The 16,920-nt window shown below is 64.9% G+C and carries 17 protein-coding genes; 4 read left to right on the forward strand and 13 right to left on the reverse strand.

Annotated elements, in window-relative coordinates:
• Position 1 precedes the first annotated feature (1 nt).
• The 5 genes from JQ603_RS11305 to JQ603_RS11325 form a co-directional block, all read right to left on the reverse strand.
• Positions 2-706: an ABC transporter ATP-binding protein gene (locus JQ603_RS11305; RefSeq protein WP_212339501.1), complete on the reverse strand. Its 705-nt coding sequence runs from the start codon at positions 704-706 to the stop codon at positions 2-4.
• Between the two features lie 3 nt (positions 707-709).
• Positions 710-1,477 (reverse strand): ABC transporter ATP-binding protein, encoded by a 768-nt coding sequence (locus JQ603_RS11310; protein WP_212339503.1) that lies wholly within the window; start codon positions 1,475-1,477, stop codon positions 710-712.
• 12 nt (positions 1,478-1,489) lie between these two features.
• The gene (locus tag JQ603_RS11315; protein WP_212339505.1) at positions 1,490-2,800 is read right to left on the reverse strand and encodes an ABC transporter substrate-binding protein; all 1,311 of its coding nucleotides are present in this window, start codon (positions 2,798-2,800) and stop codon (positions 1,490-1,492) included.
• A 94-nt stretch (positions 2,801-2,894) separates the two neighbouring features.
• Positions 2,895-3,599, reverse strand: coding sequence for an NUDIX hydrolase (locus JQ603_RS11320; RefSeq protein ID WP_212339507.1), 705 nt, complete (start codon positions 3,597-3,599; stop codon positions 2,895-2,897).
• A 29-nt stretch (positions 3,600-3,628) separates the two neighbouring features.
• Positions 3,629-4,654: an ABC transporter substrate-binding protein gene (locus JQ603_RS11325; protein ID WP_212339510.1), complete on the reverse strand. Its 1,026-nt coding sequence runs from the start codon at positions 4,652-4,654 to the stop codon at positions 3,629-3,631.
• Positions 4,655-4,792: 138 nt separating this feature from the next.
• Between JQ603_RS11325 and JQ603_RS11330 the strand changes: the two genes are divergently transcribed.
• Entirely contained in the window at positions 4,793-5,242 is a 450-nt protein-coding gene (locus JQ603_RS11330) for a cupin domain-containing protein (protein WP_212339512.1), read from the forward strand.
• A 45-nt stretch (positions 5,243-5,287) separates the two neighbouring features.
• Here JQ603_RS11330 and JQ603_RS11335 read toward each other — a convergent pair whose 3' ends face one another.
• Entirely contained in the window at positions 5,288-6,076 is a 789-nt protein-coding gene (locus JQ603_RS11335; RefSeq protein WP_212339514.1) for an ABC transporter permease, read from the reverse strand.
• Positions 6,076-6,894 (reverse strand): ABC transporter ATP-binding protein, encoded by an 819-nt coding sequence (locus JQ603_RS11340; RefSeq protein ID WP_212339516.1) that lies wholly within the window; start codon positions 6,892-6,894, stop codon positions 6,076-6,078. Before JQ603_RS11340 ends, JQ603_RS11335 begins: the two co-directional genes overlap by 1 nt.
• Positions 6,895-7,172: 278 nt before the next feature.
• Here JQ603_RS11340 and JQ603_RS11345 point away from each other — a divergent pair, with 278 nt between their 5' ends.
• Together JQ603_RS11345 and JQ603_RS11350 are read left to right on the forward strand one after the other, a co-directional pair.
• Positions 7,173-7,955 (forward strand): ATP-binding cassette domain-containing protein, encoded by a 783-nt coding sequence (locus JQ603_RS11345; protein ID WP_212339518.1) that lies wholly within the window; start codon positions 7,173-7,175, stop codon positions 7,953-7,955.
• Positions 7,952-9,511, forward strand: a complete 1,560-nt coding sequence (locus tag JQ603_RS11350) for a glycine betaine ABC transporter substrate-binding protein (protein ID WP_212339520.1) — start codon at positions 7,952-7,954, stop codon at positions 9,509-9,511. Before JQ603_RS11345 ends, JQ603_RS11350 begins: the two co-directional genes overlap by 4 nt.
• Before the next feature lie 151 nt (positions 9,512-9,662).
• Here the strand turns inward: JQ603_RS11350 and JQ603_RS11355 are convergent, their stop codons facing one another.
• Complete coding sequence (locus tag JQ603_RS11355) at positions 9,663-11,375, reverse strand: sulfatase-like hydrolase/transferase (protein WP_212339522.1); 1,713 nt, start codon at positions 11,373-11,375, stop codon at positions 9,663-9,665.
• A gap of 175 nt (positions 11,376-11,550) precedes the next feature.
• Positions 11,551-12,219 carry a TetR/AcrR family transcriptional regulator gene (locus JQ603_RS11360; RefSeq protein WP_245003550.1) on the reverse strand — a complete coding sequence of 223 codons (669 nt, stop codon included), beginning with the start codon at positions 12,217-12,219 and terminating at the stop codon, positions 11,551-11,553.
• Positions 12,220-12,325: 106 nt separating this feature from the next.
• Between JQ603_RS11360 and JQ603_RS11365 the strand changes: the two genes are divergently transcribed.
• On the forward strand, positions 12,326-12,946 hold the full coding sequence (locus tag JQ603_RS11365) for a hypothetical protein (protein WP_212339526.1): 621 nt from the start codon (positions 12,326-12,328) through the stop codon (positions 12,944-12,946).
• Between the two features lie 7 nt (positions 12,947-12,953).
• Here JQ603_RS11365 and JQ603_RS11370 read toward each other — a convergent pair whose 3' ends face one another.
• From JQ603_RS11370 to JQ603_RS11385, 4 genes are all read right to left on the reverse strand, one after another.
• Positions 12,954-13,805: an SDR family oxidoreductase gene (locus JQ603_RS11370; RefSeq protein ID WP_212339527.1), complete on the reverse strand. Its 852-nt coding sequence runs from the start codon at positions 13,803-13,805 to the stop codon at positions 12,954-12,956.
• Between the two features lie 471 nt (positions 13,806-14,276).
• On the reverse strand, positions 14,277-15,296 hold the full coding sequence (gene ilvC / locus JQ603_RS11375; protein WP_018640837.1) for a ketol-acid reductoisomerase: 1,020 nt from the start codon (positions 15,294-15,296) through the stop codon (positions 14,277-14,279).
• A gap of 133 nt (positions 15,297-15,429) precedes the next feature.
• The gene (locus JQ603_RS11380) at positions 15,430-16,032 is read right to left on the reverse strand and encodes a LysE family translocator (protein ID WP_212339528.1); all 603 of its coding nucleotides are present in this window, start codon (positions 16,030-16,032) and stop codon (positions 15,430-15,432) included.
• Between the two features lie 7 nt (positions 16,033-16,039).
• Positions 16,040-16,915 (reverse strand): EamA family transporter, encoded by an 876-nt coding sequence (locus JQ603_RS11385; protein WP_212339529.1) that lies wholly within the window; start codon positions 16,913-16,915, stop codon positions 16,040-16,042.
• Positions 16,916-16,920 lie beyond the last annotated feature (5 nt).

Here is a 16,920-nt window from a genome sequence, read left to right on the forward strand (position 1 = left end):
ATCACACCCCGAGATAAGCTTCCTTGACCGTGTCGCTCGCCAGCATCTCGGCCGAAGTGCCGGACGCGCGGATCGTGCCCGCCTCGATCAGATATGCGCGGTCGACCACCTTGAGCACCTGCTGCACGTTCTGCTCGACGATCAGCACGGTCAGCCCGCTGGCGCGGATCCGCTTCACCAGCTCGAACACCTGCTGCACCACGACCGGCGCAAGTCCGGCCGACGGCTCGTCGAGCAGCAGCAGCTTTGGATTGGACATCATTGCGCGGCCGATCGCGCACATCTGCTGCTCGCCGCCGGACATCGTCCCGGCCATCTGGTGGCGCCGCTCCTTCAGGCGCGGGAACAGGTCGAACACGACCTCCAGCCGCTCGGCATATTGTCCCCGCGCCTCCTTCATGAAGGCGCCCATCTTGAGATTGTCGTCGACCGTGAGCTGCGGAAACAACCGCCGGTTCTCCGGCACATGCGCAATGCCGAGGCTGACGATCTTGTGCGGCGGCGTCGCGACGACGTCGACGCCTTCCATTTTGATCGAGCCGCGCGAGGGCCGGATCAGGCCGGAGATGACGCGCATCAACGTGGTCTTGCCGGCACCGTTCGGGCCGATGACGCCGACGGCTTCGCCAGCCTTCACGTCGAGATTGACGTCGAACAGCGCCTGGAAGGTGCCATAGCCGGCATTGACGCCGCGGAGCTCCAGCATCGGCTAGCCTCCCGCGCGGCGGCGCGCTTCGGCGGCCGCGGCTTGCGTGGTCTCGGCATCGGTGCCGAGATAGACCTCGATGACGCGCGGATCGCCGGCGACCGCGCTCGGCAGGCCTTCCGAGATCTTCTCGCCGTGATCGAGCACCATGACGCGGTCGACGACGCGCATCAGAACGCCCATGATGTGCTCGACCCAGATGATGGTGATGCCAAGCTCGTCGCGGATGTTGCGCAGCATGTCCGCGGCCTGGTCCATCTCGGCCTCATCGAGACCGCCGAGGCTCTCGTCGGCGAGCAGCAGCTTTGGCGCGGTGGCGAGGGCCTTGGCAAGCTCGAGCTTCTTCAGCCCCGCTGCGCCGAGGCCATCGACGCTGGCGTGCCGATCGGTCGGCAGGCCGACCATCGCCAGCGCGCGCTCGGCCGCCTCCTCGGCCTTGGCGCGGCTGTGGCGGCCCTGGCCGTAGAAGCCGGCGAGCGCGACGTTCTCGAAAATGGAGAGGCGACGGAACGGCCGCGGAATCTGGAAAGTCCGCCCGATGCCGCCATTGATGATCCGGTGCGGCGCAAGGCCCGCGATCTCGTGGCCGGCAAACAGGATCGAGCCCGAGGTCGGGGCCAGCGTGCCTGAGAGCATGTTGAAGATCGTGCTCTTGCCAGAGCCGTTGGGGCCGATCAGGCCGAGGATCTCGCCCTGCTCGACCCGAAACGACACGTTGTTCACGGCGGTGAAGCCGCCAAACCGCTTCACCAGCCCGCTGACTTCCAACACCGGATCACTCCGCTACTGGTTGCTGTAGGTGGTGCCCTTGGGCAGCGGCAGCACGGCTTCGCGCTGCGCCTGGCTCTTGGGCCACACCACATGGGACTTGTCGTCGAGATACTGGATCACGACCGGGAAGGAGCGCTCGTTCTGGCCCGCCATCGGCGTGCCCTCGCCGTAAAACTTGACGCCGAAGCCGAGCATGGTGCCGCCTTCGGGGATGTCGGTGTCGAGCGCGGCCTTGCGCAGCGCATCAGGATCGACCCCGCCATACTTCTTGATTGCGCGCGGCAGCACCTCGCTCATGAACACATAGGTGTTGGAGGCGCCGATGCCGACATGCGCCGAGCGGATGGCGACACCAGGCTTGATCCTGTCGAACTCCTCGCCGACCATCTTGATGACGGCCGGGAGTTTCGGATCCATGGTCTTCTGGTTGGAGAGCCAGATCGAGATCGGATCGGCGTTGAAGATGTAGGTCGCGTCCGCGCCCATGCCCTCCTTCAGCTTCTCATACACGCCGTAGCCGGCGCCATGCCCCATCAGCGCGGCAAATTTCAGGCCCTGCTCGCGGGCCTGGCGCAGCAGCAAGGTGATGTCTGGATTGTAGCCGGTGTGGAAGATCACATCGGGCTTGGCACGCTTCAGCTTGGTCACCAGCGCCGACAGATCCGGCGCGGTGGCCGAATAGCCTTCCTTCAGCACGACGTTGAAGCCCGCCTTCTTCGCGCCGGCCTCGTTGCCCTTGGAGACATCGACGCCATAGGCGCCGTCCTCGTGGATGATGGCGACCCGCAGATCCTTCGGCTCCTTGCCGAGCTTCTCCTTGGCATTCTGGGCGATGAAATCCATCGTCATCATGCCGAACTGGTCGCCGCTCGCCTGCGGGCGGAAGACGTATTTGTAGCCCTTGTCGTTGAACACGGCCGACGAGATGCAGGTCGTCATCCACATGAACTTCTTGAGCTGCTCGACGCGCGAGGCCACCGGCACGCATTGCGCCGAGGAGAAGAAGCCGAGCACCATGTCGACCTTCTCCTGCTCGAGCAGGCGGACGGATTCATTGATGGCGATGTCGGGCTTGCTCTGTGCGTCGGCGTAGACCGCCTCGATCTTGTAGCCCTCGACGCCGGTCTTGGCGAAATGGTCGAGGATGATCTTGGTGCCGACATAGTTCAGTTCAGAACCGCCGCCCGCGAGAGGCCCGGTCAGGTCGAAAACGACGCCAATCTTGATCTTCTTCTCCTGGGCCTCGGCCGAAGCCATCAAGCCCGTCGCTGACATCGCGACCAACAGCCCACGTACCAACCGGGCAGCCATGCGCAGGCGCATCTAAACCTCCCTGGACGATTGTGCATTGCATTCTTCTTGCTTTTGCTTTTTTGCCCATCACATGGGCTGCGCGCGGCGATGTCAAGCCTCGCGCTCAGCGCGAGGCGAACTGCTGCTCGACGAAGGCCGTGACAAATCGCGGCATGGCCGGCGTGAGATCACTCATCCCGCGCACGATATGAATGGCCGACAGTTCCGGCTCGGTCTCGCGTGCAAGATTGGCTTCGATCCGGGCGCGGGCCACATCGCCCGGCACATCCAGGTTGATGACCTGCAGCATTGCAATCGAGGGGCCGGTGACCACGCAATGCCAGCCCGGCTCGACCCGGTAGTCGGCCGCGGTCAGACCGGTCTCCTCGCCGAGCTCGCGGACGACACTGCCGGGAATGTCGAGCGTGCCGTCCCTGACGTCGTCGAGGTCCGGCGTGCCCGAGGGGAAATAGACGCGACCCGCATTGGCGGTGTGGGGTGCCATCTCACCCATGATGAAGGCGCCGTCGGAGGCGCGCAGCGCGCCCATGCCAAAGCCGTTGAACACGGCCTTGTCGGGAAAGCCCCAGTCGCGCCAGGCGAGGAAGCTTGCGAAATCTGTCTCGAAATAGGTCGCGGCAAGATGACCGTCGCTGAACACGGCATCGCGCCCGAGCAGGACGCGGCCGTTCCAGATCTTCGGCCGCTCACGCTGCTTCTCGGCGAAATGCGCCGCGATCTCGGCGCGCCGTTCCTCCGCGAACGGCCACACGATCGGCCGCACCGCAAGGTCAAGCGTCGTGACGCGATGAATGACCGGTGACGTCATGACGCCTGGTTACCACGCCTTCGCGTCAGCTATTTGGCGCTCCCCGTGGTCTTCTTGGCCTGGTCGACGAATTTGTTGGTGAAGGTCTTGCTGACGTCGATCTTGGCGTTCGCCACCTCGGGCGAACCGACACTGAACACCGCAAGCACAGCGTCGGCCCCCTTCGGGTCCATCTTGCCGGTCTCGGAGAACATGGGAATCGTGTTCTTCAGCGCGGCGAGATAGAGGTCCTTGTTCTTGCCGACGGTCTCTTCCGGCATCTTCGCCATGATCTCCTCGGGCGAGTGCGAATGGATCCAGGCGAGCGTGGCCAGGATCGCATTGGTCAGCGCCTGCGTTTCCTTCTCGTGGCTATTGACCCAGGCCGCCGTCGAGTACAGCGCACCACCGGGATATTCGCCGCCAAAGGTCTCGAGCGTATCCTTCTGCGTACGGGTGTCGCTGAGGATGCGCAAATCCTTGTGGCTACCCTGCAGCACGGTGACGGACGGATCGAGCATCACGGCCGCGTCGATCTGCCCCTGCTCCATCGCGGCCACGGCCGTAGCGCCGAGGCCGACGCCGATCACGGCAGCGCTGGTGGGGTCGAGCCCGTTCTTCTTCAGCATGTATTTCAGGAAGAAGTCGGTGGAGGAGCCGGGCGCGCTGACGCCGACCTTCTTGCCGGCGAGGTCCTTGACCGACTTGATGTCATTGGTGCGCGACGGCGCGACCACCAGCACGAGGCCGGGATAGCGGTCATAGACCACGAAGGACTGCAGCTCCTGCTTCTTGGCCGCGAGGTTGACGCAATGGTCGAAATAGCCGGAGACGACGTCGGCGCTGCCGCCGAGCACGGCCTTGAGCGCGTCCGAGCCGCCCTTGAGGTCGACCAGTTCGACGTTGAGGCCGGCCTTCTCGTACTCGCCGAGCTGCTTGGCCAGCACCGTCGGCAGGTAGCACAGGCAGGCCCCGCCGCCGACCGCGACGGTCACCTTGCTCTGGGCTGCGGCAAGCGAGGTGGTGAGCGTCAGCGCGAGCAGCGCGCCGGCGAGCCTGGCAATCGTGTTCTTCATTGGTTTCCTCCGTTCGGCCGGCGGCACCATAGAGCAGCGGGACTGGCTTGAGAAGCACTGCCTAAGTGGGCTGGCCATCTGCCTTTCGGCGCAATAGCATGCCTGAACAAGAACAATTCCAGATGGGGAGAATGATCCATGAATCGCCTTATTGCCGGGCTGTCGCTCGCCGCCGCCTTTGCCGCCGGATGCGGCGCCAACCAGCTGCTCCGGCCGGCGCTGGCTGCCGAGAACATCACCGCGCAGCTCATCCATACCGGCGAGATGGAGGGCGATGCGCTCGGCCCCGCCAACAATGTCGGCTACCGCTCAAAAATGTTTGCAAGCGCCGACGGCGCCACCGTCTCGATCCAGGTCGGCAACGTGCCCAAGCACATGCACCCCAACACCAACGAGATTCAGTACATCCTGGACGGGACCGGGACGATCTGGCTCGGCGACAAGGAGGTCACGGTCAAGCCGGGCGACCTCGTCATCATCCCCAAGGGCACGCCGCATGGCGGCACCAAGCCGATCAGCGGTCAGGTCAAGGCGATCGCCATCAAGACGCCACCGCAGGCACCCGATGATACCAAGCTGCTGGACTGAGCCTACGGAAATGGGGCTCGCGCCGATGCGGGCCCCACCTCGCGCCTAGCCGCGCCCATCCGACGCGGTCGGCCGCCACACCAGAAGGCGCCGCTCGACCAGCGTCACGCCGTAGTCGATCAGGATGACGAAGGCCGACAGCACGAACATGCCGGCGAACACGCCGGCGACGTCGAACACGCCTTCAGCCTGCTGGATCAGATAGCCGAGCCCCGCCGCCGATCCCAGATATTCGCCGACGACCGCGCCGACCACGGCGAAGCCGACGGAGGTGTGCAGCGAGGAGAACATCCACGACAATGCCGACGGCCAATAGACGTGCTGCATCAGCTGCCGCTCGCTCATGCCGAGCATGCGGCCGTTGTCGAGCACGGTGCGGCTGACTTCCTTGACGCCCTGATAGACGTTGAAGAACACGATGAAGAACACCAGGGTCACGCCGAGCGCGACCTTCGACCAGATGCCGAGCCCGAGCCACAGCGCGAAGATCGGCGCCAGCACCACGCGCGGCAGTGCGTTGACCATCTTGACGTAGGGGTCGAACACCGCCGCCACCAGCGGCTGGCGCGCGAACCAGAAGCCGACCAGCACACCGCCGGCCGATCCGATCACGAAGGCGAGGATCGATTCCGCCAGCGTGATGCCGAGGTGCTTCCAGATCACGCCGGAGGAGAACCATTTCACGATCTGGCTGAACACGTCGAACGGATTGGAGAAGAAGAACGGCGGCAGCAGGATCTTGCCGAACACGGGGACGGTCGACAGCACCTGCCACATCACGATGCAGACGACCGCGACCAGAACCTGCAGCGCAAACAGCGTCGGGCGCGACATCAGACCGCCTCCGCTGCGTGAGTGGATTGTGCGTAGCCCTTCATCACCTCGTCCTTCAGCACGCTCCAGATCTCGCGATGGAGCGCATGGAACTCCTTGTCGAGGCGCACCTCGAAGATGTCGCGCGGGCGCGGCAAGCTGACGCGCCAGTCGCCGATGATGCGCGAGGACGGTCCCGCCGACATGATCACCACGCGGTCGGCGAGCGCGATCGCCTCTTCCAGATCGTGGGTGACGAACAGCACGGCCTTGCGGTCGGCGTTCCACAAGTCGAGCAGCAGGTTGCCCATCACCTGTCGCGTCTGCGCATCGAGCGGCCCGAACGGCTCGTCCATCAGCAGGATCTTGGGATCGCGGATCAGCACCTGCGCCAGCGCCACGCGCTTGCGCTGGCCGCCGGAGAGCATGTGCGGATAGCGATTGGCGAAGGCGCCGAGGCCCACGGAGGTCAGCCATTTCTGCGCCTGAGGCAGGGCTTCAGCGCGCGACGTGCCCTTGATCTCGAGCCCGATCGCGACATTGTCGAGCGCGGTCTTCCAGGGGAACAGCGCGTCGGCCTGGAACAGGTAGCCGGCCTCCCGGTTGAGCCCCGCCAGCGGCCGGTCGAAGATCTTGACGCTGCCGGCGGCCGGCTTGAGCAGGCCCGCGGCAACATTGAGCAGCGTCGATTTCCCGCAGCCGGTCGGACCGACGATGGCGACGAACTCGCCCTGCGCGACTGTCAGATGCGCCTTCTCCACCGCCGTATAGACCCGACCATCCCCCAGCCGGAACGCAACCTTGGCATCTTCCAGCGCCACTGCCGTTGGCGTTGTCATATGTTTCCTCCGAACTCAGGCCGATGCCTTAGCCTCTCGCGCGGCCAAGTTCAATCAAGCCGCCAAGCGTGCTACGCATGCAGTGTCGAGGCTCTTACCCTCCCCTGGAGGGGGAGGGTCGCTGGGCATGCAGCGAAGCGAAATGCACAGCGGGGTGGGGTGACGGTCTTTCCACGTCCAACACTACCCGTGTTGAAAGATCACCCCACCCCGCCCGCGCTTTCGCGCGAGCGACCCTCCCCCTCCAGGGGAGGGTAAGGAAGAATGAGCCACGTCGGATGACTTCCAAAGCAGCGATCAGCTACCAAACGGTCAGCAAGAGCTTCGGCTCCCTCAGGGCTGTGGACGACGTGTTGCTCGACATTGCCGAGGGCGAGTTTCTGGCCATCGTCGGCGGCTCCGGCTCGGGCAAGACCACGCTGCTGCGACTCGCCAACCGGCTGATCGAGGCCGATGCCGGCACGATCATGGTCGAGGGCGAGGACGTGCGGAATGTCGATCCGGTCGCCCTGCGGCGCCGGATCGGCTACGTCTTCCAGAGCGGCGGGCTGTTTCCGCACTTAAGCGTCGCTGACAATATCGGGATCACGCCAAAGCTGCTGGGCGAGCCGGCAGCGGCCATCGCTGGGCGTGTCGACGAGCTGCTGGAGCTCGTGCAGCTCGACCGCGCATCGCATCGCGACCGTCTGCCCGAGGCACTCTCCGGCGGCCAGCGCCAGCGCGTCGGCGTGGCGCGGGCGCTCGCCGCAAAGCCACGCATCGTGCTGATGGACGAGCCGTTCGGCGCGCTCGATCCCCTCACCCGCGATGCACTCGGCGAGGATTTTCGCGACCTGCACCGCAAGCTCGGCCTGACCACCGTGATGATCACGCACGACATGACCGAGGCGATCCTGCTCGCCGATCGTATCGCGGTGATGCGCGGCGGAAAGGTGCTGGCGCAAGGCACGCCCGCGGAGCTCTCCAGCAGCAGCGACGCTTACGTGCTCGAGCTGTTGCGCACACCGCGGCGCCAGGTCGAGCGGCTGAATGCACTGCTGCCGCAGAGCGGTGCGGCATGAGCCTCCTCTCCGATCCGCGCTGGGGCGAGGCGCTGTCGCATCTGCCCGATTATCTCGGCAACCATGTGCGGGTGAGCCTCGCCGCGCTCGCACTTGGCCTCGCCGTCAGCTTGCCGCTGGCGATCCTGACGCGCAACCGTCCGGCACCGCGCGGCATCCTGCTCGCGCTCGCCAGCATCGTGCAGACCGTGCCGGGACTGGCGCTGCTCGCGCTCTTCTACCCGCTGCTGCTGCTGGCGGCCTCGGTCACGCTCGCCTGGTTCGGCGTGTCCTTCTCCGCCTTCGGCTTCCTGCCGGCGATGCTGGCGCTGGCGCTCTATTCGATGCTGCCGGTGCTGCGCAACGGCATCACCGGCCTCAACGGCATCGATCCCGCGCTGATCGAGGCGGCCAAGGGCGTCGGCATGACCGCACGGCAGTCGCTTGTCATGGTTGAGCTCCCGCTGGCGCTGCCGGTGATGATGGCGGGCATCCGCACCGCCGCGGTGTGGGTGATCGGCACCGCGACGCTCTCGACGCCGATCGGGCAGACCAGCCTCGGCAATTACATTTTTGCGGGCCTCCAGACCCAGAACTGGGTGTTCGTGCTGTTCGGCTGCCTCGCCTCGGCCCTGCTCGCGCTCGCGGTCGATCAGCTGCTTGGGCTGATCGAAAGCGGCTTGCGCCGTCGCGGCCGTCTGCGCACCGGCCTCGGCGCGATCGGGATCGCGGCGCTGGTCGCAGCAACGCTGGTGCCGACCATGGGACGCTCGTCGTCAGGCTATGTGGTCGGCGCCAAAACCTTCGCCGAGCAATATGTGCTGTCGGCGTTGATGAGGGACCGCCTCCAGGCGGCGGGCCTCTCGGCCACGGCGCGGTCGGGGCTCGGCTCCAGCGTGATCTTCGAGGCACTGAAGGCGGGCGACATCGATCTCTATGTCGATTATTCCGGCACGCTCTGGGCCAACCAGCTGCATCGCACCGACATCAAGCCGCGCGCGGAGCTGGTCGCAGAATTGAAGACGGAGCTCGCAAAGGAGAACATCACCCTGCTCGGCGAACTCGGCTTCGAGAATGCCTATGCGCTGGTGATGCCGAAGAAGCGCGCCGAAGCGCTTGGCATCCGCACCATCGCCGACCTCACCGCACATGCCTCGACGCTATCGATTGCCGGCGACTACGAATTCTTCTCGCGTCCCGAATGGGCCGCGCTGCAAAAGGCCTATGGGTTGCAGTTCCGCACTCAGCGCCAGATGCAGCCGGACTTCATGTATGCGGCGGTTGCCAGCGGCGAGGTCGACGTCATCGCCGGCTACACCAGCGACGGCCTGATCGCCAAATACGACCTTGTCACGCTCGACGATCCCAAACGCGCGATCCCGCCCTACGACGCCATCCTGCTGCTGGCGCCGAAACGCGCCGGCGACGAGCGATTGCAGGCGGCGCTCAAACCCCTGCTCGGCAAGATCGACATCGCCACCATGCGCGAAGCGAATTTGCGCGCCAGCGGCAACGATGCGAACTCGTCGCCGGATGCGGTGGCCAAATGGCTGTGGGGGAAGGTGGGCACGCAGTAGGCCGGGATCTCGTAGGGTGGGCAAAGGCGCATAAGCGCCGTGCCCACCGTCTCTGGACACGCGCGACAGGATTGGTGGGCACGCTTCGCTTCTGCCCACCCTACGATCTCACGCCGCTTGGTGAGCACCGGTCCGCGACCCAAGCGAGCGACTACAATCCCCGGATCATCCCCGCGTTGATCAGCAGCCGGTTCAGCCGCCGCGCCTCCGCGCCGTCCTTGCAGCCGTAGAAGAGGCCCTTGCAGCGGAGCATGATCGCCTTCTGCTCGGCGAAGGACGGGTCGAGCGGGATGCCGGCGGCTTCCTGGATCACCAGCGGCAGATAGGGGCCGTCGATCGTGTCCATCACGGCATCGCTCTTGACCGGCTCGAAATTGACGGCGTCGATGGCATAATAGGTCGCGTAGAGGCGCGGATCGTAGGCATCTAACTTCTTGCCGATGGCGCCCTCGTCGAGTCCGGGCTCGAGCAGGTTCGGCGCGAATTCCGGCTGATGATCGCCATAGCGCACGATCAGGAAGGGCTCGCCGGGAAAGGTCTTCTTCAGGCCGGCGACGAACGCCTTGTACTGCTCGGCGCTCATCGCCTGCCGGCGCAGATATTCGTCGATGGACGCCACATTGCCCGGCGCGCGCCAGTTCGGCAGCAGGTCCGGTCGGAAGCGCGTCTCCCAGGGGAAATGATTGGCACCGAGATAGATGAAGGTGAACAGCGGCTTGTTCGGCGGCTGCTGGCCCATCAGCTGGAGCGCCTTGTCGTAGAAGAAGCTGTCGGGCTCAACGTCCTTGGCGCCGAGGTCCTTCGAGTCGAGGAAGCGCTCGATGCCGGTCGTCATCTGGAAGCTGCGTGCGCCCATGAAGCCGCCATTAGCGGGATAGAGCGACAGCGTGTCGTAGCCGCAGCGGCGCAGCGCCAGCGGCAGGCCGCGCTCGACGCGGCTCGAGGCAATGCGTGTCACGAAATAGGCGAAGCGACCGAACGAGCGCGAGGAGAGCCCTGCGAGCACGTTGTATTCGGTGAACCAGCTCGGCCCGCCATTGCTCTCGGCGAGGAAGGTACGCTGCTTGCCGTCCCACGATTTGAAGTGATCGCCATAGCGCGGCGGCACCTTGATGCCCTGCGCGGCGCGGATGTCGAAGCTGGATTCATCATGGATCATGATGATGTTCGGCCGGCGGCCCGCAGGGTGGCAGGCATCGACCAGCGGCATGCTGAGCCGCTCGTTGGTCGAAGCCGCCGACTCCATGAAGCCGTACTGCGCAAAGTCGGAGACGGCGCTGACGCCCGAGCGGAAGAATTTTGAGAGATAGCCGTCGTCGTAATAGCCGCGCCAGGCCTCGTCAGGATGATAGAGCGAATAGCTGACCAGGGCGGCGAGGCAGGCGAGCTTGCAGGCGAGTGCCGGCAGGCGGCGGATGCGGAACGGATCGAGCCACCACAGCGCATACATCAGCGGCAGCGTGACGAGGCCGGCCAGGATCACCGACCAGCGCAAATTCGGGAAGATCGTGAACAGGAACGCGACGGTGTCGCGGTCGATCATCATCAGGTCGATGAAGTTGACCGTCATCTGCACGACGTCGTGCTTGAGACGCGACAGCAGCACCAGCACGACGACCATGGTCAGCGACAGCGCGCCCGACAGCGCCGGCCGGCGCAACAGCGTGATCCAGAAGAAGTTGAGGATGCCCCAGGCCAGGGCGAAGGACAGGCGCGAGCCGAAATCGGTCTCGGTCTCGTACATCAGCGCGAGCGCCGCCAGATGCGGCGCGGCGACCGCGAGCAGCCGCCAGATGCCGAGCGCGGCGACGCTCGCCAGCACGGCGGTGGTGGCAGAAGGACCTGGATTGGGCGCGGACGCCATCGACGGCACGCAACTCTGGTCCGGCGCGGGTATGCAAAGCCGTCTGGCCGGTCCCAAGACGGCTAGGGCGTCCGGCGCAGCCGGAAACCTGCACCGTGTCATAAAACTGTAACGGAACAGTCAAGGACAGGCAACGCGCGCCGCGATCCGACCTTCGCTTAATGTCGGCTCGTGGCTAATCGGTCGTGGCGATCCCGGAGATGAAAAGATCGATCACCCCTTCAGCCATCCGCTCGACCTCGCCCTTCCCGACGCCCCAGCGCGGAAAATGGCCGTCGAGATTCATCCGGGCAAAGCCGTAGACCAGGGCCCGGCCGGCGATCTGGATGCGCTTGAGGTCGGCCGACCGCAGCAGGCCTTGCTCTGCCGCATCAGCCAGCATCTGCTCCGTCAGCGCGATCAGTTCGGCGTTGTCGCGCGTCAGCTCCGGCGAGCTGCCATGGGCGAAGTATCGCCCCGTCGAGATGATCTCGAAATGCGCGGGGTTGCGCATGGCCCAGCGCAGATAGGCCAGGCCAAAGGCGCGGAAGCGGAGAAGCGGGTCGGCGGCCGCTTCCGCGCCTTTGGCCTCGCCCAGCGCCGCCTCGATCTCGGCTCGGAAGCGCCGCTGCGCCTCCTCGGCCGCCGCCGCCATCAGCGCGTCGCGGTTGGGGAAGTGTCGGAACGGCGCCCCCGGGGACACCGCAGCCCGGCGCGCGGCCTCCCGTACCGAGACCTCGGCGCCTTCCGCGGCGAGCTGCAACGCAGCATCGATCAGCACGCGGCGAAGGTCGCCGTGATGGTACGGCCGAGCTTCAGGCTTCTGGCGGCGGGCGCGCGGCTTGGAGGTCGGACGGGCGGGCATGGCGCCTTCTAGCATCACTCCATCGTGAATGTAAGCAGCGATTACACCATTGACGGATGCACGATCCCTAAATGTAATCGATGATTACATAACGGAGGAGATTGCCATGTCGCAACGTCAAGGCTGGTTCGAAGGCTGGCGGCTGCTTGCCGGGCTCACCCTCAGCCTGATCGCACTTAGCCTGTGGATCGCCGCGATGCGGCAGTTCGAGGTCGAGGGCGCGCGGATGGTAATCCGCTTCACCGCGCGAAGCTCGCTCACGCTGTTCTGCCTCGCCTTCAGTGCCGCGGCGCTGGCGCGGCTGTGGCCGAATGCCTGGACGCGCTGGCAGCGGCGCAATCGCCGCTATCTCGGCCTCAGCTTCGCCGCCTCGCACGCCATCCACGCAGTGGCCATCGTTGCCTTCGCCAGGATGGATCCAGCCGGCTTTGCGGAGGCCACCTCGGCGGCCTCCTACATCTTCGGCGGCATCGGCTATGCCGTTATCATAGTCATGAGCGCGACCTCGTTCGACCGCACCGCCGCGTTGCTTGGACCGCGCGCCTGGCGCGCGTTGCATCTTGTCGGCGGCTATTACCTCTGGCTCCAGTTCATGGTGTCGTTCGGCAAGCGCGTACCGGCGATGCCGCTCTATGCCGCCTTCCTGCTTCCGCTGCTCGTCGTGATGGCGCTGCGGCTGATCGCGATGGCCGCCCATCCACGTGGGCAGACGGCCGAGGCGAGCTGAATGACGGTTACCCTTGCGGCAGCAACCCGAGCCGTTTGGCAATGATGCGGTCGAGTGTCCGTTTCGGCAGCAGCGCCGTAATCAAATGGCGCAGCGGATCGGGCGTGATCTGGTAGCGCACCTTGGGGCTCGCCGCAGTCAGCGCCTCGAACACGATTTCGGCGATGCGCTCGGCCGGCAGGCCCTTGGCGCCGAGCTCCATCATGAACGCCATGACCTTGTTCAGCGCGGGCAGATAGGGCGAGTTCTTGTAAACAGTGAGATCGATCTCTTCGGCCTTGCTCCAGATCGGCGTCTTGACCGCGCCGGGGGCGACGATGATGACGTCGATGCCGAACAGCATCAGCTCGCGGCGCAGGCTTTCCGACAAGCCCTCGACGGCGTGCTTGGAGGTGCAGTAAGGCGCCGACAGCGGATTGCCGTTCTTGCCCGCGACCGAGCTGATCATCACGATCCGGCCCTTCGGCCCCTTCAGCGACGGGTCGGCGCCGAGCAGCGGCCCGAACGCCTGCGTCGCGATCACAGGGCCGATGACGTTGATGTCCATCTGGCGGCGGAAATCATCGGCCGACAATTCGAGCACCGGGCCGGCGACCGCAATGCCGGCATTGTTGACGAGGCCGGCCAGCGTCTCCCCGCCCAGCGCCTCGCGAACGCTTCGCGCAGCCGCAAGCACGGCGGCCTCATCCGTGACGTCGAACAGCAACGGCGTGAAGTTCGGACCAAACTCACCCTTGAGCCGGTCGGCATCGGCCTGCTTCCGGACACTGCCGAAAACGCGATAGCCGCGCGCGACCAGATATTTCGCAATGGCCCAGCCGATGCCGGTGGACGCGCCGGTGATGACGACGGATCGCATGGTCCTCTCCCCTCGAGTTCCCGCGATCATGTCGGAGGAAGGCGCGGTCGCGCAATGCCGTCCAACTCTCAAGAAGGTGCGGCCAGTGTCGGTTCTTAAGATGAGGCGGTGTGCGAACGTTGCGACAGGAGGTCGAAGGCGCCTTAAACAAGCGGATCAAGAGCCGAATCCTTGGCCCTGAAGACGCACGGCTTTTGACGAACTCGGACTTCTGAAAAAATTCTGAAAACGACGCGCTGCCAAGAATGTGGTTTAAGCGTCAGTTCTTGGTGCTCAAGGAGCGCGTCAACTCGCGAAGAATTTGAATGAAGCAACAATGCTTCGCGCGAGAAGGAAAGAGCGAGACCGCTGTCTACGATCTCGCTCCACCATACCCGCGAAGGTTTTAAGATTTGGTTTGGCGAGCGAAGCTTGCGCTTCGCTCGTCATTCCGGGTGTCGTTCGCGCGAACCCGGAATGACGGCGTAGCCGTCAGTTCTTCGACTTGTCGACCAGCGCGCCCTTCTTGATCCAGGGCATCATGTCGCGCAGCTTGGCACCGACTTCCTCGATCGGGTGGGCGGCGAGCTTGGCGCGGGTCGCCTTGAACGAGGTCTGGTTGACCTTGTTCTCGAGCATCCAGTCGCGGGCGAACTTGCCGCCCTGGATGTCGGCCAGAACCTTGCGCATCTCCTTCTTGGTCTCGTCCGTGATGATGCGCGGACCGGTGACATACTCTCCGTACTCGGCGGTGTTGGAGATCGAGTAGTTCATGTTGGCGATGCCGCCTTCATAGATCAGGTCGACGATCAGCTTCACTTCGTGCAGGCACTCGAAATAGGCCATCTCGGGCGCGTAGCCGGCTTCGACCAGGGTCTCGTAACCGCCCTTGATCAGTTCGACCAGGCCGCCGCAGAGCACCACCTGCTCGCCGAACAGGTCGGTCTCGCACTCTTCCTTGAAGGTGGTCTCGATGATGCCGGCGCGGCCACCGCCGACTGCCGACGCGTAGGACAGGCCGAGGTCATGGGCGTTGCCCGAGACGTCCTTGGCGATCGCGATCAGGCAGGGCACGCCGCCGCCGCGCTGATACTCCGAGCGGACAGTGTGGCCGGGGCCCTTCGGCGCGATCATCAGCACGTCGAGGTCGGCGCGCGGATCGAGCAGGTTGAAGTGGACGTTGAGGCCGTGCGCGAACACGAGGGCGGCGCCCTTCTTCATGTTGTCGTGCAGGTGCTCGCGATAGATGTCGCCCTGGAGCTCGTCCGGGGTCAGCATCATGACGAGGTCGGCCCATTTGGCGGCTTCGGCGACTTCCATCACCTTGAAGCCGGCGGCTTCCGCCTTCTTGACCGAGCTCGAGTCCTTGCGCAGCGCAATGGCGACTTCCTTGACGCCGGAATCCTTCAGGTTGAGCGCATGGGCGTGGCCCTGGCTGCCGTAGCCGACGATGGCGACCTTCTTGCCCTTGATCAGGTTCAGGTCGGCGTCGCGATCGTAATAAACACGCATAGGTCGTTTCCTCGTTCAGGGCCGAAATCGGCCGATGGTCAGTGTCCGAAGGGTGAAATTTGCGGATTTCGGGGGCTGTCTAGAGCATTTTCAGCCCTGAGGGAAACCCGTTTCTGCATGGAAATCCGCGACATCATGCATCCATGAAAACGGGGTAGAGGGAGGCCAGCAGCAGGATCGCCATCAGGATATTGAAGGCGCGGACCAGCCGCTCGGAGGTCAGGATCGGCCGCAACGCGGTGCCGAACAGCGCCCAGACCACGGTCGAGACCGTGCCGACGAGCAGGCTGATCAGGGTCTGGATCACGATGTTGATGGGAAACTGGGCAATCGCCGCGTAGGCGGTGATGGTGCCGATCACGATCACCCAGCCCTTGGCGTTGATCCACTGGAACATGGCCGCGCCCCAGAAGGTCATCGGGCCGCGGCTGCTGTCGCCACCCGGCGTGGTCGGACCGGACATGCCGATCACCGCGGCAAGATAGATCAGGTAGACCGCACCGGCATATTTCAGAATGGTCTGGAGGATCGGATAGGCCAGGAACACGGTGCCGAGCCCGAGACCGACGGTGGCGACCATGAAGGCGAAACCGATGACGATGCCGACGATGTGCGGGATGGTGCGGCGGAAACCGTAGGTCAGGCCCGAGGACAGCAGCATGATGTTGTTCGGACCGGGCGTGAAGTACATCACCACCATGAAGGCGAGGAAAGCGTAGAACAGCGAGTAGGTCATGCTCACCTCACGCGGTCTTCGGCAGGACTTGCGGGCGCTTCGCCAGCACCATCACCGCGATGCCGCCGATCACGGTCAGCATGCCGGCGAGGCGCAGCGGGCCGAACCGTTCGCCGAACACGATGCTGGAGGCGGCGGAGCCGACGAACGGCACCAGCAGCGCGAAGGGCACCACCTGCGCCGCGGGATAGTCGCGCAAGAGGCGGCCCCACAGCCAATAGGCGATGCTGGTGGAAATGCCGCCGAGCATCAGCATACAGAGCGCCGATGTGAGCGACATGTGTGTCAGCGACGTCCAGGTCGACGCCGGTCCGTTGGCGATCAGCGCCAGCACGAACAGCGGCACGGCCGAGACGAGGCACAGCCAGGCGAACAGGTCGAACATCGGCACGCCGCGGGCGCCGCGCAGCAGCAGATTGCCGACGGCAAAGCTGACCGGCGAAATCATCAGCACCGCAAAGGCACTGACGCTGAAATCATAGCCGACGGTGCCGCAGATCATCAAAAGGCCGGCCGCGGCAACGCCGATGCCCAGCGTCTGCATCGGCGTCGGCCGCTCGCCGAATGCGAGCGCGGCAAAGCCGATCGTGAACAGCGCCTGGCTCTGCACGACGACACTGGTCAGGCCCACCGGCACGCCGTGGGCGATGCCATAGGCCTGAGACAGGAACTGGCCGAGGAACAGCGTGAAGCTCATCGCGATGAGCAGCGACCAGGCGACCTTCGGCTTGGGAATGAACAGGCACGGCACCGCGGCGATCGTAAAGCGCAACGCCGTCATCAGCTCCGGCGAAAGCTCGTCGAGCGCGATCCGGCTCGCCACGAAGGCAAGCCCCCAGATGATCGCCACCATGACGGCGATGAGGATGTCGGCCGGCTTCATTGTTG

Origin of the sequence: Bradyrhizobium liaoningense (assembly GCF_018130825.1) — a bacterium.
GTDB classification, from domain to species: domain Bacteria; phylum Pseudomonadota; class Alphaproteobacteria; order Rhizobiales; family Xanthobacteraceae; genus Bradyrhizobium; species Bradyrhizobium liaoningense_B.

Excerpts from the sequence above, each read along its gene's own strand:
- ilvC (WP_018640837.1), bottom strand. The coding sequence starts at position 15,296 with ATGCGTGTTTATTACGATCGCGACGCCGACCTGAACCTGATCAAGGGC.
- JQ603_RS11340 (WP_212339516.1), bottom strand. The coding sequence starts at position 6,894 with ATGACAACGCCAACGGCAGTGGCGCTGGAAGATGCCAAGGTTGCGTTC.
- JQ603_RS11380 (WP_212339528.1), bottom strand. The coding sequence starts at position 16,032 with ATGACCTACTCGCTGTTCTACGCTTTCCTCGCCTTCATGGTGGTGATG.
- JQ603_RS11335 (WP_212339514.1), bottom strand. The coding sequence starts at position 6,076 with ATGTCGCGCCCGACGCTGTTTGCGCTGCAGGTTCTGGTCGCGGTCGTC.
- JQ603_RS11315 (WP_212339505.1), bottom strand. The coding sequence starts at position 2,800 with ATGCGCCTGCGCATGGCTGCCCGGTTGGTACGTGGGCTGTTGGTCGCG.
- JQ603_RS11305 (WP_212339501.1), bottom strand. The coding sequence starts at position 706 with ATGCTGGAGCTCCGCGGCGTCAATGCCGGCTATGGCACCTTCCAGGCG.
- JQ603_RS11350 (WP_212339520.1), top strand. The coding sequence starts at position 7,952 with ATGAGCCTCCTCTCCGATCCGCGCTGGGGCGAGGCGCTGTCGCATCTG.
- JQ603_RS11355 (WP_212339522.1), bottom strand. The coding sequence starts at position 11,375 with ATGGCGTCCGCGCCCAATCCAGGTCCTTCTGCCACCACCGCCGTGCTG.
- JQ603_RS11330 (WP_212339512.1), top strand. The coding sequence starts at position 4,793 with ATGAATCGCCTTATTGCCGGGCTGTCGCTCGCCGCCGCCTTTGCCGCC.
- JQ603_RS11365 (WP_212339526.1), top strand. The coding sequence starts at position 12,326 with ATGTCGCAACGTCAAGGCTGGTTCGAAGGCTGGCGGCTGCTTGCCGGG.
- JQ603_RS11345 (WP_212339518.1), top strand. The coding sequence starts at position 7,173 with ATGACTTCCAAAGCAGCGATCAGCTACCAAACGGTCAGCAAGAGCTTC.
- JQ603_RS11360 (WP_245003550.1), bottom strand. The coding sequence starts at position 12,219 with ATGCCCGCCCGTCCGACCTCCAAGCCGCGCGCCCGCCGCCAGAAGCCT.
- JQ603_RS11320 (WP_212339507.1), bottom strand. The coding sequence starts at position 3,599 with ATGACGTCACCGGTCATTCATCGCGTCACGACGCTTGACCTTGCGGTG.
- JQ603_RS11325 (WP_212339510.1), bottom strand. The coding sequence starts at position 4,654 with ATGAAGAACACGATTGCCAGGCTCGCCGGCGCGCTGCTCGCGCTGACG.
- JQ603_RS11370 (WP_212339527.1), bottom strand. The coding sequence starts at position 13,805 with ATGCGATCCGTCGTCATCACCGGCGCGTCCACCGGCATCGGCTGGGCC.
- JQ603_RS11385 (WP_212339529.1), bottom strand. The coding sequence starts at position 16,915 with ATGAAGCCGGCCGACATCCTCATCGCCGTCATGGTGGCGATCATCTGG.